At 63.1% G+C, this 15,600-nt stretch carries 13 protein-coding genes and 1 pseudogene; 10 read left to right on the forward strand and 4 right to left on the reverse strand.

Annotated elements, in window-relative coordinates; genetic code table 11:
- The 4 genes and pseudogenes from F0Q45_RS18360 to F0Q45_RS18375 form a co-directional block, all read right to left on the reverse strand.
- A pseudogene (locus F0Q45_RS18360) lies at positions 1 to 862 on the reverse strand (fumarylacetoacetate hydrolase family protein); the annotation flags it as partial.
- 262 nt (positions 863 to 1,124) lie between these two features.
- Complete coding sequence (locus tag F0Q45_RS18365) at positions 1,125 to 2,435, reverse strand: acyltransferase family protein (RefSeq protein WP_149655298.1); 1,311 nt, start codon at positions 2,433 to 2,435, stop codon at positions 1,125 to 1,127.
- A gap of 73 nt (positions 2,436 to 2,508) precedes the next feature.
- Positions 2,509 to 3,291, reverse strand: a complete 783-nt coding sequence (locus F0Q45_RS18370; RefSeq protein WP_149655299.1) for an acyl-[acyl-carrier-protein] thioesterase — start codon at positions 3,289 to 3,291, stop codon at positions 2,509 to 2,511.
- Positions 3,292 to 3,301: 10 nt separating this feature from the next.
- Positions 3,302 to 4,723, reverse strand: a complete 1,422-nt coding sequence (locus tag F0Q45_RS18375) for an NAD(P)-binding protein (RefSeq protein WP_149655300.1) — start codon at positions 4,721 to 4,723, stop codon at positions 3,302 to 3,304.
- 428 nt (positions 4,724 to 5,151) lie between these two features.
- Between F0Q45_RS18375 and F0Q45_RS18380 the strand changes: the two genes are divergently transcribed.
- From F0Q45_RS18380 to F0Q45_RS18425, 10 genes are all read left to right on the forward strand, one after another.
- Positions 5,152 to 5,469, forward strand: coding sequence for a hypothetical protein (locus F0Q45_RS18380; RefSeq protein ID WP_149655301.1), 318 nt, complete (start codon positions 5,152 to 5,154; stop codon positions 5,467 to 5,469).
- A 138-nt stretch (positions 5,470 to 5,607) separates the two neighbouring features.
- Entirely contained in the window at positions 5,608 to 6,279 is a 672-nt protein-coding gene (locus F0Q45_RS18385) for a TetR/AcrR family transcriptional regulator (protein WP_149655302.1), read from the forward strand.
- A gap of 660 nt (positions 6,280 to 6,939) precedes the next feature.
- Positions 6,940 to 7,653, forward strand: a complete 714-nt coding sequence (locus F0Q45_RS18390; protein WP_373425027.1) for an MlaE family ABC transporter permease — start codon at positions 6,940 to 6,942, stop codon at positions 7,651 to 7,653.
- 1 nt (position 7,654) lies between these two features.
- Positions 7,655 to 8,527 carry an MlaE family ABC transporter permease gene (locus F0Q45_RS18395; RefSeq protein ID WP_149655304.1) on the forward strand — a complete coding sequence of 291 codons (873 nt, stop codon included), beginning with the start codon at positions 7,655 to 7,657 and terminating at the stop codon, positions 8,525 to 8,527.
- A 6-nt stretch (positions 8,528 to 8,533) separates the two neighbouring features.
- On the forward strand, positions 8,534 to 9,850 hold the full coding sequence (locus tag F0Q45_RS18400) for an MCE family protein (protein ID WP_149655305.1): 1,317 nt from the start codon (positions 8,534 to 8,536) through the stop codon (positions 9,848 to 9,850).
- Entirely contained in the window at positions 9,847 to 10,887 is a 1,041-nt protein-coding gene (locus F0Q45_RS18405; protein WP_149655306.1) for a virulence factor Mce family protein, read from the forward strand. Before F0Q45_RS18400 ends, F0Q45_RS18405 begins: the two co-directional genes overlap by 4 nt.
- On the forward strand, positions 10,884 to 12,302 hold the full coding sequence (locus F0Q45_RS18410) for a virulence factor Mce family protein (protein WP_149655307.1): 1,419 nt from the start codon (positions 10,884 to 10,886) through the stop codon (positions 12,300 to 12,302). Before F0Q45_RS18405 ends, F0Q45_RS18410 begins: the two co-directional genes overlap by 4 nt.
- 48 nt (positions 12,303 to 12,350) lie before the next feature.
- Complete coding sequence (locus F0Q45_RS18415) at positions 12,351 to 13,892, forward strand: virulence factor Mce family protein (protein WP_149655310.1); 1,542 nt, start codon at positions 12,351 to 12,353, stop codon at positions 13,890 to 13,892.
- Positions 13,889 to 15,064 (forward strand): virulence factor Mce family protein, encoded by a 1,176-nt coding sequence (locus tag F0Q45_RS18420; protein ID WP_149655308.1) that lies wholly within the window; start codon positions 13,889 to 13,891, stop codon positions 15,062 to 15,064. The genes F0Q45_RS18415 and F0Q45_RS18420 overlap by 4 nt, the downstream gene beginning before the upstream one ends.
- The coding region (locus F0Q45_RS18425) for an MCE family protein (protein ID WP_149655309.1) at positions 15,058 to 15,600 on the forward strand (543 nt) is incomplete at its 3' end. The genes F0Q45_RS18420 and F0Q45_RS18425, both read left to right, overlap by 7 nt.

A 15,600-nucleotide genomic window follows, 5' to 3' on the forward strand; every position in this document is an offset into this window, starting at 1 on the left:
ATGTCACCGTGCCGCAAATACTTCGGATTGTCGGCCTGACGCGCAAAGAATGCCTTCCACTTCATGGCCGGCGGCAGCAGATTCGCGATGAGTTGCGCCGGTTTTGGTGGGGCGCTGAGCGCTGTGCCTCCAGGCGTACCGGTCAGCACCAGGTCGCCCGGGGCGAGTTCCTGGAATTGGGCGAGCGAGTGCAGCGCCTGTTGCGGCCGGTAGAGCATGTCGCCCTCGACGAGGGCATTTTGCCGCTCTTCGCCGTTAACAATCAAGCGCAGCCGCAACTGTCCAAAGCGGCTGATCTCGTCGGCGTTGAGTAGTACCAGTTGCGGCCCGACCGGTGTGAAAGTCGGGTACGACTTGCCTTCATAGAACTGGGTTTGCGGGAGCTGAATGTCGCGTGCCGAGACATCGTTGGTGACGACCAAACCAGCGACAACGTCGGCTAGGTTCAGGTCGGCAATGCTGGTGCCGACCGGGATTGCGCGTCCGATCACCAACCCGATCTCGACCTCGTAGTCGAGTAGTTGAACGTGTGCGGGTTTGACGATGTCGTCGAACGGTCCGTTGATCGACGCGGATGCCTTACGAAAGAAGGTCAACGGAACCGCCGTCGGGTTGTGGCCGGCGTCTTGGCGTGCGATTCAAACTTGACCATTTGCGCCACCACCCGGCACGGTCGAGTCACCGGCGAGATCAGCTTGCGACTGTCGAGAGCTACAGTGCCAGTGCTGCGGGCAGCAAGGTCGATTGCGGCACGGTCGGCCAGCAGTGCGCCGGTGGTGGTCGCAGTAGTGGCGATCTTCGCGGCCCCGGCCGGGGTCTTGACCCACCAGCCATCGGTAGTGTGCAGAATGGAAGTAGTCATCGGGTCAACAACTTTCGGTAGACCGATCAGCCGGTGGATGTCGAAAGTAATTCATCGCGAGCTGGTTTGGCAGCTCTTCCGCAGAAGTTTTGGGGATTTCGCGGCCTGGGTGTCATATCCGGTACAGGCGTTGCGCGGCCGTTGACCAGATCGTGGGGCAACGCTCGTTTCTGGGGGAGCCCACGCCCGGGCCTCACCACGAAAGTGCCGCGACCAACGTCTGACGCGGTCTAACTCGCGCGGGTCAGCAGTTCGAAGCGCGTTATTCGCCGACCGCGGACTGGTCTTGCTGGGGCTGACATGCCACCAGTACCAACCCGACGGCGAAAACGGCGACCGCCAGCCAGGGAAATTTTCCGGACGGAGCAAAGCCCGCCGTGGCGATGAACCACAGAAAACCTGCCGCCATCGCGGCACCGACTAACATGAGCGGTTCGCCCCACCGGTTTGTCAGCGGTACCCGCATCATCGGCAGCGGCGCCGCGAAGAAGCGTCGCAGCCACAACAGCATCGTCAGCTCGACAGCCGTCACGAGGCTGAGGATGAGCGCCCACTGCAGCCGGGCCAGCCACCACGCCGCTGTTCCTTGCTCCGGTTGCGGCAACAGTCCGATCGGGTAGGCGACGATGGCTACGATCACCACCGGCACCATGTGCCAGAGGTAGAGGGCCATCACGTTGTTGTTGGCGACCGACAGTAGCCACTGTGTCAGCCGGGAACGCAGCATGCGGTGGAGCGTGGGAGCCATCGTCACCGCAACTGCGGCCTGCGCCCCGGCGAACGCCAGCATCGCTGCCGAGGGCGGCGTCGTGTTCTGTATCGGTTGGCCAGGAACCTCGATCATGCTGACCGGGTAGGGGCCGATCCAGATCAGCAGCATCAAGGCGAGTCCCGATCCTGCGGCAAGCACCATCGGTCGGTAGCCGGTCAACAGGCCGCCGTGCCAAGCGATCCCGAGCTGGTAGAGCCCGCCCCAGCAGAACAGGTAGTTCAGCCAGCCGAGGTGAGGGATGTCGGCGCCTATCGAGGCGATGTCGACCGCTACCACCGCGAGCGCCAGTACCGTTGGGGCCCGGAGTCCCCAGCGCCGGTGGGCGGCTACCGCAAGGGGGGGCAGGGATACCACTAGCAAGTAGATGGCGAGGAACCACAGGTGCATCGCCACCGCCCAGCCCGCGTACTCCAGTAGTGAGCCGGGCACGCCATAGGCGAGCAGCGCCACCACGATTGCCGAAATCAGCCCGACGTATGCCGCGGTAGGTCCCAGTACGCGAGCCAGCCGGCGCTGCAGCCAGGCCCGCCGCGATCCTGCGCCGTTGCCGCAATGACGCGCCCACGACACGGCCCCGGCATAGCCGGCCACCAGAAAGAAGACAGGCACCGCCTGAAAAGGCCAGGTCAGCCACTGTGTCCAGGGCTGGTCTACGAGTGGGTTCTCCCGACCGAACTGTCCGTTGTGATAGGTAACCGATCCCGCCAACCAATGGCCCAGCACGATGAGGACCACACCGGATACGCGGTAGAAGTCGACGGCCAGGTCGCGGACCGGCTGTGCGGTGTCGGTGTGCTTCATCTGATCGCGGGAAGCTCGACGCCGTGCACTAGCGCGAGGGTACTCGTCGCGGAGCTGAGTCAGCCGTGGACAGCTATATCTTGCACACCAAAGCGGCCGCACGTACGTCGTCGCCGACGACGAAGTGCATGCGTATGCAGTCCTCACGCTGATCGGATCGAATGGTTAGGGGTTCGCCCAGTTTGATCGGGCTGCGGTACTCGAGCACGGCCCGATGCGGAGCAGCCGTCAGGTCGGCAACGGCCGCGAGTTGGCCAACTATCTCGACTACGCCGTGCCAGTAGATGGTGTTGTTGACGTGTTCGAAGGGATCAATATCAGTGCGGCGCAATGGAAATGGTGTGTCGTTGGGATAAGTGCCCGGGCTGCCGTCGCGGACCGATTCGGCGAGCCAGGGCCGCCACTTGAGCCGATGGTCGGCAGTGGTGCTGCCAAAGCGAGCGATGCACTCATCGGTGAGTCGTGACGGCGTCAGGGTGTCCTTGTTGACGCAAAGCCAGAAGCCTTCGGTTTCGATGCGCCCGCCTGCGGAACCTTCGAGCTGGACGCGCATGGCGCACCATCTGGTGGACAGAGCTGCGCACCAACGGCGGAAAATGATGTCACTGGGCAGCTCAATGGGTTCGATGACGTCGATCACCGTGCGCAAGACGATCCAATGGGGATGGACTTCTGCCAACCCGGCATCGGCGAGATGCTCGGCGCCGACTTCTTGGATGTAGCGCGCGACTCCGTCCAGGCGCAGCCTTTTGCGCTCGTCAATGTCAGTGGTGCCCAGCCGCCAGCCGGTCTGGTAGACGTACCCGGTGGCGGGCAGGTCGACCAGTGGAGCGTCGAGCTCGCTGCGGTGCGGCACGGGCCTCTCCCTAATGCTGATCTGCGTCATCGCGACCGTAATCGCTGAGCAGCTTCTCCAGTTGGTCAGCAGCGGTATGCAGCTTCTTTTGGAACATCGACACCACCCGCTCGCGCACCCGCGGCTTGTGGGACAACGGCGGGAGCAGCTCGGCGAGAAGGTTCAAGCGTGCCGTGCTCAGCCAGTCGGTGAGCTCAGCGTCAGATAGCCATCGCGCAAAGCTCTGCAGGTCGGAACGTGTCAACCGCAACCAGTCCACATCAGAGTCGGGATGCGGAATCGGCACGCAGAGTTCATTTTTCACCGCATCATCATGGTAGGCGAGTTCGACGTGCGCGGTAAGCGCGGCGCTGAACACCTGTTGACATCCGCGCACAGCCTGCAGGGTGATGTGATCGGCGTCGAACACCGACTTAGCCGGACGCTGTGGTGCGCCGTCCGCGGTGCAGTCGATGTACAGAGCTGATGGCACGGAGTTAACCGATCCTTCGTCGAGCACGATCTCGGTGGGATCGATGCGTTGAACGTGGCCCATTCTGACGATGTCATCGATACGGCGCAGTTGGTCGAATTCGGGTTCTGAGACGGTGGCGCAGCGATACATGGTCGGACGTACCCCGGGGTCAAGCCGGAGTAAAGTGCCCGCCGCCTCCAGCCGGTCGAAGAGATCATCAACCGACGTCGCGTTACCGATCGCCTCGAGGGTGACACCATAGCTGTCCCGGAACTGCTTGATAAATGTCGGCCCCGGCTGCAATGTCGCGCGGTCGATCAGCCAGGCATCGCGTGGCATGATCCAGGTCAGCTGGGCGGGGCTGACGCCGTTTCGCAGCAGCCATAAGCAGACATCCATTCCCGTCTTGCCGGCACCAACGATCACGTACCGGTCCCGCCTGGTGAACTTCGGCAGATCGTTGGGCGCAATGCAGTCGACCCCCGGCGCTACTGGGTACGGCACCGGCCGCATCGACGGTACGAGAGCTCGCAGGTAGGTGGCATCGACGATGCGCCGTTTGACGGTCACCGCATATAGCGCTCCTCCCAGTGTCTGGAATCGGCCGTCGCCGAGGTATTCGCTCATGGGAAAGTAGGCAACCCGACCGGAGGGAAGAAACTGCTGCTGCATGACGGCGTCGAAGTAGGCGCATATTTCGCCCACAGGAGCCAGCTCGTTCAGTCCTTCGTTCCAGCCGACGGCATCAATGGTGTTGTTGCCCAAGGCTCTCGAGTTGACGCCGTAGTACGCAGATGGCTGGTGCAGCCGCACGAATGGGTAGGCGGTGGTCCAATGCCCACCCGGTTGATGCGCCCGGTCGACGATGACCACGCGCGCTTCGGATTCGGTGATGAGCGTATCGGTGAATGCCATTCCCATTGCCCCGGCACCCACTACGAGGTAGTCGGCCTCAATGGCTTTCGTTGGCCTTCGCATACGCCCCTCCTTCAGGCATTGGCTATGACAACGAGTCGCAACCGATAAGCGAACCAATCGACGCCGTGGCGGTGCTACTTTTCGTGCCGTTGCGGAGCCGAATGGAGTCTAAGCCCGCGCCCGGAACCGACCGTCTATTGGCCCTTGGCGAACGAGGAATCCGTTCCCCGCAGGCGTGGGAGACACCGCTGCTGCCGAGGCAGTCGCCTCCAGGCAGCTGCGGCGCGTGCCCCCGACCTGGGTAGCACCCGTCGACTCACTCCCCAAGGCGCCCGGCCCCGATGGTCTCGTTTCTAAACGACTTATTACCTCTTGACAAAGGCCGTAATGCCCTGGCGGTGGGACATATCTGGAGGCAGGCTCGGCAGGTTAGGAGTCACATGGCGCCCGGATCAGGCGGAGATCATCTCGCTCAAGGGAGTACACAGATGTTAAACAGCGTAGCGGTCCACGATAACCACGTCTCTGATCAGCACGCGCGGGACACCCAGCTGTTGAAGGACTCAGGTGCGCACAAGCTCGTCTTCGCGGACCGCGACGGCAACTGCCTAGCGTTCGTATTGGCTTGGGACAGCTTCGACTATGACGCTGAGACCGATACCTATGTGTGCGTTGCCGACCGTGATGGCCGCGAACTCATGACCGTTTACGCAGCCGGTGACGTTAAGTGCACGCCGGCTGCGAACATGTATGTCGTAACTGCGCCGGACGGGCTCAGTAGGGACAGGGCGCTGCAGGCTCTTTGAGCCTTGACACAGACCAGGGCAGCCGCGGGCCCCGGGCAGGCGGACATCTTGCGCCTCTGACAAACGACCCGTACGGAACACTTACCTCGCGAAGGTTATGATAGACCGTTCGTACGGTTAGTTTACGAAGGGTTGACGATGGCCCGATCGCCAGGTAGACGTAGCGAGATTCTCGACGCGTTTGTCCGCTATGTCGCCGAACGTGGCTACGACAGAACAAATATCGGCGATATCGCCGATGAGCTTGGCATGTCCAAGGGCACCATCGTTCATCACTTCGGAACGAAACTGCAGATGTTGCGCGAGCTTGAAGAAACCCATCTGACCCGCCAGCTTGATGTGCTAAGTCGGGTATGGGATCGCCTGGCCACGCCGTACGAACGTGTCGCCGCGATTATTTACGCCTCCGCGATGCTACAAGTGGTCGCTCGCGATGAGACCGTGGCAAGCCAGCGCGAGGTGGTTCAGTTGGTTGACGACCCGGCAATGCAGCAAGTGCACAAGCTGCGTCAGCAATTGCAAACCCGCGCGGTTGACGAGATCCGCAGCGGCATAGAGATCGGCGTATTCCGAAGTGTGGACGCCGAACTGGCCGCACTGCAACTCTGGGGATCACTGCAGTGGATGTGGGTGTGGTTCGACCCCAACCATTCCCGGACACCCGAGGAAGTTGGGGCCGCATTCGTCGACGTATTCCTCGGCGGACTGCTGCTCGACCGCTTGTTGCTGGGTAAGTGGGCGAACCCGGCCGCGAACGTTGTTTCGGTGGTGCGGGACTGCCTTGCCGCAGTGGTGGGTGCTGCGGAGTGACCGCGTAGCGACCAATTGTGCTGCGCACAACATTGATTGGCGGTAGCGACTGTTGTGCCTGAGGTACTGAGCTGGCCTTCACTAGACCCTGGAAAGCCATCTGACTGTACGTATGGTCAGCCTAGTTGGGCCAAGGTCCTCGGTCTCGGCGGTTGATGGCGGGCCGGTAACGCCGAGAACCTCGCTGCTAGAAGCACGCGCCGTCGTGAGCAGTTGGTACAGAACAGCGGCAGATGCTCAAGCCTCGCCACACCGTGGCGAGGCAGTGTTATTGACTGACCGTACGGTCTAGTGCAATAGTTGCTGCGTGGTGCAAACCAGGGCTACATCGAGTCGGCGGGTGGGGACCAAGATTGCCGGTTGGCAGGATCACGTCATCGACTGGTGTCGAGAGCGAGGTGAGGAGCCAGGCCGGCAGCCTGCTCGGAAGCCATCGTCGGTCATACCAACTGTGAAATACGCTCTGGCGCAGCGCTTATCGGAGCCCGCCAATCTTGCGAGCGACTTCGCGAATCAAGTTCACGTGCGCCGTTGCCACCTTCATCCCGCGGCTGCCCGCGGTCGGCGGGGGTGGCACCGATGAGCACCGCGCACCTCGGTGCCAGCAGAGTGGGCGCAAGAATCCGACCCGCGACAGAGGTGGCCGGCGGGTTCTTCCGCATGTGCCTGTTGACCGCAAAAGCCCTGCGGCTGCCGTTCGAATGGCGCGAGTTCATCGTGAATGGCTGGTTCCTCATGAGGGTGTCGTTGCTGCCGACGATCGCGGTGTCGATCCCGGAGACCGTGCTGCTCATCTTCACGCTCAACGTGCTGCTGGCCGAGTTCGGCGCCGCCGACGTCTCCGGCGCCGGAGCCGGAATCGGCGCGGTGACTCAGCTCGGCCCGATTGTGACGGTGCTGGTAGTCGCCGGCGCCGGAGCCACCGCGATCTGCGCCGATCTGGGCGCTCGCACCATCCGCGAGGAGATCGATGCGCTCGAGGTGCTCGGCATTGACCCGATCCATCGGCTGGTGGTGCCGCGGGTCGTTGCCTCCACAGTCGTCGCGGTGCTGCTCAACGGATTGGTGATCGGCGTCGGCCTCAGCGGCGGCTACCTCTTCAGCGTGTATCTGCAGAACGTCTCGAGCGGTGCCTACCTGGCAACGTTGACCGCCCTGACCGGCCTGCCTGAAGTGGTGATCGCGATCGTCAAGGCTGCGACGTTCGGGCTGATCGCCGGTCTGGTCGGCAGCTACCGCGGGCTGATCGTCCGCGGCGGGTCCAAAGGTCTGGGCACTGCCGTCAACGAGACGGTGGTGTTGTGTTTCATCGCGCTGTTCGCGGTCAACGCGGCGCTGACAACCATCGGTGTCCGGTTCGGAACGGGGCGCTGACATGGCCACGGCTACAGTGGCCGCCGCGCCGCATGTCCGCTTCCCGCGGGCCAACCTCGGTCGATACGGGCAGGCCCCGACCCGGCTACTGGTCGAGATTGGGCAGATGATCTGGTTCGCGCTGACGGCCGTCGTCCAGATTCCCTTCGCCTTGCACCGCTACCGCAGAGAATTGGTGCGGATGGTGGCCCAGATGGGGATGGGCACCGGCGCGATGGCCGTGGCTGGCGGTACCGCCGCAATCGTCGGATTCATCACCCTCTCGGCGGGCTCGCTCGTCGCCATCCAAGGCTTCGCATCTCTGGGCAACATCGGTGTCGAGGCATTCACCGGCTTCTTGGCCGCAATGGTCAATGTGCGGTTCGTGGCGCCGGTGGCTGCCGGTCAAGCGCTGGCTGCCACGGTCGGTGCCGGCGCCACCGCCGAACTGGGCGCCATGCGCATCAGCGAGGAAATCGACGCGCTGGAGGTGATGAGCATCAGGTCGATCGCCTACCTGGTGTCCACCCGGGTGGTGGCGGGTCTGATCGTCATCATCCCGCTCTACGGGCTGGCGATCACCCTGGCCTTCCTGTCCGCGCAAGTCACCACGGTTTTCTTGTACGGCCAATCCAGCGGCACCTACGACCATTACTTTCACACCTTCCTGCGCCTCAATGATGTGGGCTGGTCGTTCGCCGAGGTGATCCTCGTAGCGGTGGTCGTCATGACCACCCACTGCTACTACGGCTACACCGCCACTGGCGGGCCGGTTGGCGTCGGCGAAGCGGTCGGCCGGTCGATGCGACTGTCCCTGATCACCATCGTCGTCGTGGTCGTACTGACCGCGATGTCGGTCTACGGCAAAAACCCGAACTTCAACCTGACGGTGTAGCCGCCAATGACAGCCCCGACCCTGAAAATCAAGGAGAACCCCCCGCGTATCCCGCCCTACAAAACGGCGGCTGTGGCGTTCTTGTTGGTCGTCGCAGCGGTATTGGCGTTCGTGTGGTTGCAGTTTCGGGGCCAGCTGAGACCGAAGACCGCCTTGACGATGGTGGCTCCTCGGGCGGGTTTGGTGATGGATCCGGGGTCGAAAGTGACCTACAACGGCGTGGAAATCGGCCGGGTGGCCAGCATTTCGGAAATCCAGCGCGACGGGGTGCCGGCGGCGAAGTTTGTCTTGGATGTCAACCCGAGGTACATCAGGCTGATTCCGGCCAACGTGAACGCCAATATCAAGGCGACGACGGTATTCGGCAATAAGTATGTGGCGTTGACCTCGCCGAAAAACCCGTCACCGCAACGCATCACCGCACAGCAGGTGATTGACGCGAGATCGGTGACGACGGAATTCAACACGCTGTTCGATACGCTTACCTCCATCGCCGAGAAAGTGGATCCGGTCAAGTTGAACCTGACGCTAGCCGCGGCTGCGCAGGCGTTGACCGGGTTGGGCGACAAGTTCGGGCGGTCGATCGTCGACGCCAACGCCATCCTCGACGACATCAATCCCCAAATGCCCAAGCTCCGGCACGACATTCAGCAGCTGGCGGCGTTGGGCGACATCTACTCCAGCGCCGCACCCGATCTGTTCGACGCCCTTAACAACGCGGTGATCACCGCGCGCACGCTACACCGCCAGGAAGCCGACCTGGATGCCGCGTTGTTGGCCGCGGCCGGCTTGGGCGACACCGGCGCCGACATCTTCGCGCGCGGCGGGCCCTACCTGCAACGGGGTATCGCCGATTTGGTGCCCACCGCTGCGCTGCTCGACACCTACAGTCCCGCGATCTTCTGCACGATCCATAACTACTACGACGCCGAACCGGCGGCCTATGCGACGACCGGCGGCGGCAACGGCTACGCGCTTAAAACCATGACCGAGCTGACATCTGGGTTGGGCGGCATCCTGACCCTGCCGGGGCTGACCGGCACAGTGCTCACCCAGGGGCTACTGCAGCTGGCCGGACTAGTCGGCGGGGCGCCCAATCCCTATGTGTATCCGGACAATCTGCCGCGGGTGAACGCTCGCGGCGGGCCCGGAGGCGCACCGGGTTGCTGGCAGCCCATCACCCGGGATCTGTGGCCGGCGCCGAGTCTGGTCGTCGACACCGGCGCCAGCCTGGCGCCCTACAACCACGTAGACACCGGCTCACCGTACGCGATCGAGTACGTGTGGGGACGCCAAGTCGGGGACAACACGATCAACCCATGAAAATCACTGGCACCGCAATCAAACTCGGCATCGTCTCATTGGTGCTGCTGCTGATCACCGTGACGATCGTTGTGGTGTTCGGGCAGATGCGCTTCGTCCGCACGAACAGCTATTCCGCGGAGTTCAGCAATGCCAGTGGGCTGCGCGACGGCCAGTTCGTCCGTGCCTCCGGAGTGGAGATCGGCAAGGTCAAAAGGGTGCAACTGGTCGAGGGTGGCCGGCGGGTGCAGGTGGACTTCGCCGTCGATCGCTCGATACCGCTATACCAGTCGACGACCGCACAGATCCGCTACCTCGACCTGCTCGGCAACCGCTATCTGGAGCTCAAGCGCAGCGAGGGTGACGGCGCTGACCGTATCTTGCCGCCGGGCGGTTTCATCCCGCTGTCTCGAACGTCTCCGGCGCTGGACCTCGATGCCCTGATCGGTGGTTTCAAGCCCTTATTCCGGGCGCTCGCGCCGGAAAAGGTCAACACCATCGCGTCGGCCATTATCACGGTGTTTCAGGGTCAGGGCGGAACCATCAACGACATCCTCGACCAGACCGCGGAAGTGACCGCCCATATCGCCGAACGTGACCAGGCGATCGGCGAGGTGGTGAAAAACCTGAACATCGTGCTGGATACCACGGTTCGGCATCGCCAGGAGTTCGACCAGACTGTCGACAACTTCGAGCGATTGATCACCGGGCTGCGCAACCGCGCCGATCCGCTGGCCGTTGGCGTCGCGAATATCAGCGATGCGGCGGGCACGGTGGCCGACCTGCTTGCCGACAATCGCGCCCTGCTGCACAAGGAGATTAACTACCTGCAGGCGCTTCAGCAGCCGCTCATCGACCAAAGTGACCAGCTCAACGATCTGATCCACAAGACGCCGACCGCGCTCAACCTGATCGGGCGCAGCATCGGTCTCTACGGCGACTGGGTGAATTTCTACGTGTGCGATCTCACGATCAAATGGAACGGACTGCAACCCGGCGGCCCGGTCCGCACGGTCCGGATTTGGCAACAGCCCACAGGTAGGTGCACGCCGCAATGAGAACACTGACGGAATTCAATCGCCGCCGAGTCGGGATCATGGGCATCACCGTGCTGGCGCTCGTCGTCGCCGTCGGTCAAAGCTTCACCAGTGTCCCGATGATGTTTGCCAGTCCCAGTTACTACGGGCAGTTTCCCGACACCGGCCAACTGAACAAGAACGACAAGGTGCGCATCGCCGGCGTGGATGTCGGGACGGTGCAGGCGTTGGAGATCGACGGCGACCACGTCTTGATCAAGTTCTCCATTGGTGGCAACACCATCGGCACCGAGAGCCGGCTCGCGATCAGGACCGACACCATTCTGGGTAAGAAGGTGCTCGAGATCGAGCCGCGGGGAACCCAAGCGTTGCGGCCCGGGGGAGTGTTGCCGCTGGGTCAAAGCACCACCCCGTACCAGCTCTACGACGCGGCCTTGGACGTCACCAACGCCGCCACCGGGTGGGACATCGACACCGTCAAGCAGTCGCTGAACGTCTTGTCGCAGACCATCGACCAGACCTACCCGCACCTGAGTGCCGCGCTCGACGGTTTGGCCAAATTCTCTGACACCATCGGCAAACGAGATGAGCAGATCAAGCACCTGCTCGCTCAAGCCAACAAGGTAGCCAGCGTGCTCGGTGACCGCAGCGAGCAAATCAACCGGTTGCTGGTCAACGCGAAGACGCTGCTGGCCGCGTTCAACGAACGTGGTCGGGCCATCGACGCGCTGCTGCACAACGTTTCGACTTTCTCGGCACAGGTGCAGGGGTTCATCAACGACAACCCGAACCTGAATCCGGCGCTGGAGCAGTTGCGTGCCCTCAGCGACTTGTTAGTGGCCCGCAAAGACGACCTGGCCCAAACCCTCACGTATGTAAGCCAATTCGCCGCATCGCTAGGAGAATCCGTCGCGTCGGGACCCTATTTCAAGATAGTCGTGTCCAATCTGTTGCCTTACTGGATGTTGCAGCCGTTCGTCGACGCAGCCTTCAAGAAGCGGGGAATCGACCCGGAAGAATTCTGGCGCAACGCTGGTCTGCCCGAGTTCCGCTGGCCCGACCCCAACGGCACCCGGTTCCCCAACGGCGCGCCGCCGCCCGCACCTCCGGTGTTGGAAGGCACCCCGGAACATCCGGGGCCGGCCGTCCCACCGGGAACAGCATGCTCGTACACGCCACCGCCCGACGCGCTGCCGCGGCCGTGGAACCCGCTGCCCTGCGCCGGCGTAGACGTCGGCCCCTTCGGTGGCAGTTTCCCGGCGCCGATCGACGTGCAGACGTCGCCGCCGAACCCGAACGGCCTGCCACCGACACCGGGCATCCCGGTCGCGGGACGGCCAGGCGAACCGCCTCCAGACGTCCCAGGCACACCGGTGCCGCTGCCGCCCAACGCGCCGCCGGGGGCGCGCACCGAGGGACTGCCGGACGGGAGGTGACCAGAATTGAGGACCGTCAATATCCGCAACCCGTGGCTCCGCAAGGTCATGGCGGCGCTAGTGGTGGTGCTGGCCCTGGTCGCCGGATTAGTCGGCTGGCAGCTCTACCAGAAATTGACCAACAACACCGTAATCGCTTACCTCCCGGCGGCAAACGCGCTCTACGCCGGGGACAAAGTTCAGATCATGGGTGTTCGCGTGGGGTCGATCGACCAGGTCGAGCCGGCCGGCAACAAGATGAAGGTGACGTTTCACTACAAGAACAAGTACAAGGTGCCCGCTAACGCGTCAGCCGTGATAGTCAACCCCACCCTGGTGGCATCGCGAAGCATTCAGCTGGAGCCACCCTACAAAGGTGGACCCGTGATGGCCGATAACGCGGTGATCCCCATCGAGCGAACCCAGGTGCCGACCGAGTGGGACGAACTGCGCGACAGCGTTGCCAACATCATCTCCAAACTCGGCCCGACACCCGAACAGCCCAAGGGCCCCTTTGGTGACCTCATCGAGGCCGCCGCATATGGGTTGGCCGGCAAGGGCAAGCAGATCAACACCACGCTGAATAGCTTGTCCGAGGCGCTGACCGCGCTCAACGACGGCCGTAGCGACTTCTTCGCCGTGGTACACAGTCTGGCGTTGTTCGTCAATGCCTTGCACAAGGACGACCAGCAGTTCGTCGCGTTGAACAATAACCTGGCCTACTTCACCGACAGGTTAACCGGGTCGGATCAGGATCTCGCCAAGGCGATACAGCAGTTCGACGGCCTACTTTCCACCCTGCGTCCGTTCTTGGCGAAGAACCGCGAGGTGCTCGCCCATGATGTCGACAACCTGGCCAGCTTGACCACCACCCTGGTTCAACCCGAGCCGCTGAACGGTTTGGAGACCGCCCTGCACGTGCTGCCGACCCTGGAGACGAACCTCAGCCAGATCTACCACCCGTCACACGGCGCGGTCATGTCCATCCCGGCGATCCCCAACTTCGCGAATCCGATGCAGTTCATTTGCAGCATGATTCAGGCCGGCAGCCGGCTGGGCTATCAAGAATCCGCCGAATTGTGCGCGCAATACCTGGCGCCAATTCTCGATGCGATCAAGTTCAACTACCTGCCGTTCGGGCTGAACCCGTTCAGCACCGCCGAGACGCTACCCAAGCAAGTTGCCTATTCCGAGCCTCGGTTGCAGCCGCCGAACGGGTACAAGGACACCACGGTGCCCGGGATTTGGGTTCCGGATACGCCGTTGTCGCACCGCAACACTCAGCCGGGCTGGGTTGTGGCGCCGGGCATGCAGGGTGCGCAGGTGGGGCCGATCACGGCGGGCCTGTTGACCGCAGGGTCTTTGGCGGAGTTGATGGGCGGGCCGGATACCGCACCCCCGGCATCAGGACTGCAAACCCCCCCGGGGCCGCCGAATGCGTACGACGAGTACCCGGTATTGCCACCCATCGGCTTGCAGGCCCCGCAGGTGCCGATCCCGCCGCCGCCACCGGCACCCGGCGTGGTCCCGGGACCGGTCGCACCGACGCCCGCACCTGCTACACCACCGCTACCTGCGGAGGCGGCCGCGTCGACAGGACCGGGCTCATGAGCGCGGTGCCTGCGTTGGGCGCTCGCATCCGGCGCCGGGCTCGGCTGGGACTCGCGCTGCTGGGGGTTGCCGTTGCGCTGACGTCCTGCGCGAGCTGGCGCGGCATCGCGAATGTACCGATGCCCGGCGGCCCGGGTTCCGGGCGCGGCTCTTACACCGTTTACGTGCAGATGTCCGACACGCTGGCCTTGAACACCAATAGCCGGGTGCGGGTGGCCGATGTGTTCGTTGGGGCAGTGCGCGCGATCCAACTGAATAATTGGGTCGCCACGCTAACGCTCCGTTTGGACAAGAGCGTCAAACTACCCAAGAATGCCACCGCCAAGATCGGGCTGACGAGCCTGTTGGGGTCTCAGCACATTGAACTCGCCGCGCCCCCCAATCCGTCTCCAGACCGACTGAGGGACGGCGACACGATCCCGCTGAAAAGTTCGTCCGCTTACCCCACGACCGAACAGACGTTGGCCAGTCTCGCGATGATCTTGCGCGGAGGTGGCGTGCCCAACATCGAAGTACTCCAGAACGAGGTCTACAACATTGTCAACGGGCGGGCCGACCAGATCCGGGCCTTCCTGGGCAAGTTGGACACCTTCACCGCCCGACTCGACGAGCAACGCTATGACATCACTCGAGCCATCGATGCCACCAACCGGCTGTTGGCATATGTGGGTGCCCGCTCGGACGTTCTGGATCGGGTCCTCACCGAATTCCCGCCGCTGATCAAACATTTCGCCGACAAGCAGAACCTTCTGATCAACGCGGTTGACGCGGTCGGAGAGCTCAGTGGGGTTACCGACCAATACCTGTCCGCCTCCCGTAACGACCTCCACCAGGATCTGCTGTCGTTGCAGTGCCCGCTGCGGGAACTCGGCCGTGCCGCCCCGTATCTCATTCAGGCGCTGAAGCTAATTACCGTTCGGCCGTTCGACATCGACGCGGTGCCGAAGGCGTTCCGCGGCGACTACTTCAACCTGTCGCTGACGCTCGACCTCACCCTCAGCGCCGTCGACAACGCCGTCCTTACCGGAACCGGATTCTCCGGAGCGCTGCGCGCACTCGAGCAATCGTGGGGTCGCGATCCCGAAACGATGATCCCCGACGTCCGGTATACCCCAAACCCGAACGACGTTCCGGGCGGGCCTCTGGTCGAAAGGGCGGATAGGCAGTGCTGACCCGCTTCGTCTGGCGCCAACTGATTCTGTTCAGCATTATCAGTGTCATCACGGCCATTGTGCTTGGCTGGTATTACCTGCGGATTCCCGCTGCGGTAGGCATCGGCCAGTACACGCTCAAGGCGAACTTGGCCGCTTCGGGCGGTCTATACCGCACAGCCAACGTGACTTATCGCGGTGAGACCATCGGCACGGTGACCGCTGTCGAGCCGACCGAAACAGGCGCCGAGGTGACCATGAGCATCGCCGACCGCTACCAAATCCCAATCGATGCGTCGGCCAACGTGCATTCGGTGTCGGCGGTCGGTGAGCAGTATCTGGACCTGGTGTCGGAAGGTAACCCGGGCAGATACTTCGCGCCAGGACAGACCATCACGAAGGGCACCGTGCCCACGGAGATCGGACCGGCGCTGGACGCCGCCAACCGCGGATTGGCTGTGTTGCCCAAGGACAAGATCGCGGCGCTGCTCGACGAAACCGCACAAGCGGTCGGCGGGTTGGGCCCCGCGCTGCAACGCCTCGTCGATGCGACGCAG

Origin of the sequence: Mycobacterium simiae (genome assembly GCF_008370645.1) — a bacterium.
Lineage (GTDB): Bacteria > Actinomycetota > Actinomycetes > Mycobacteriales > Mycobacteriaceae > Mycobacterium > Mycobacterium simiae_A.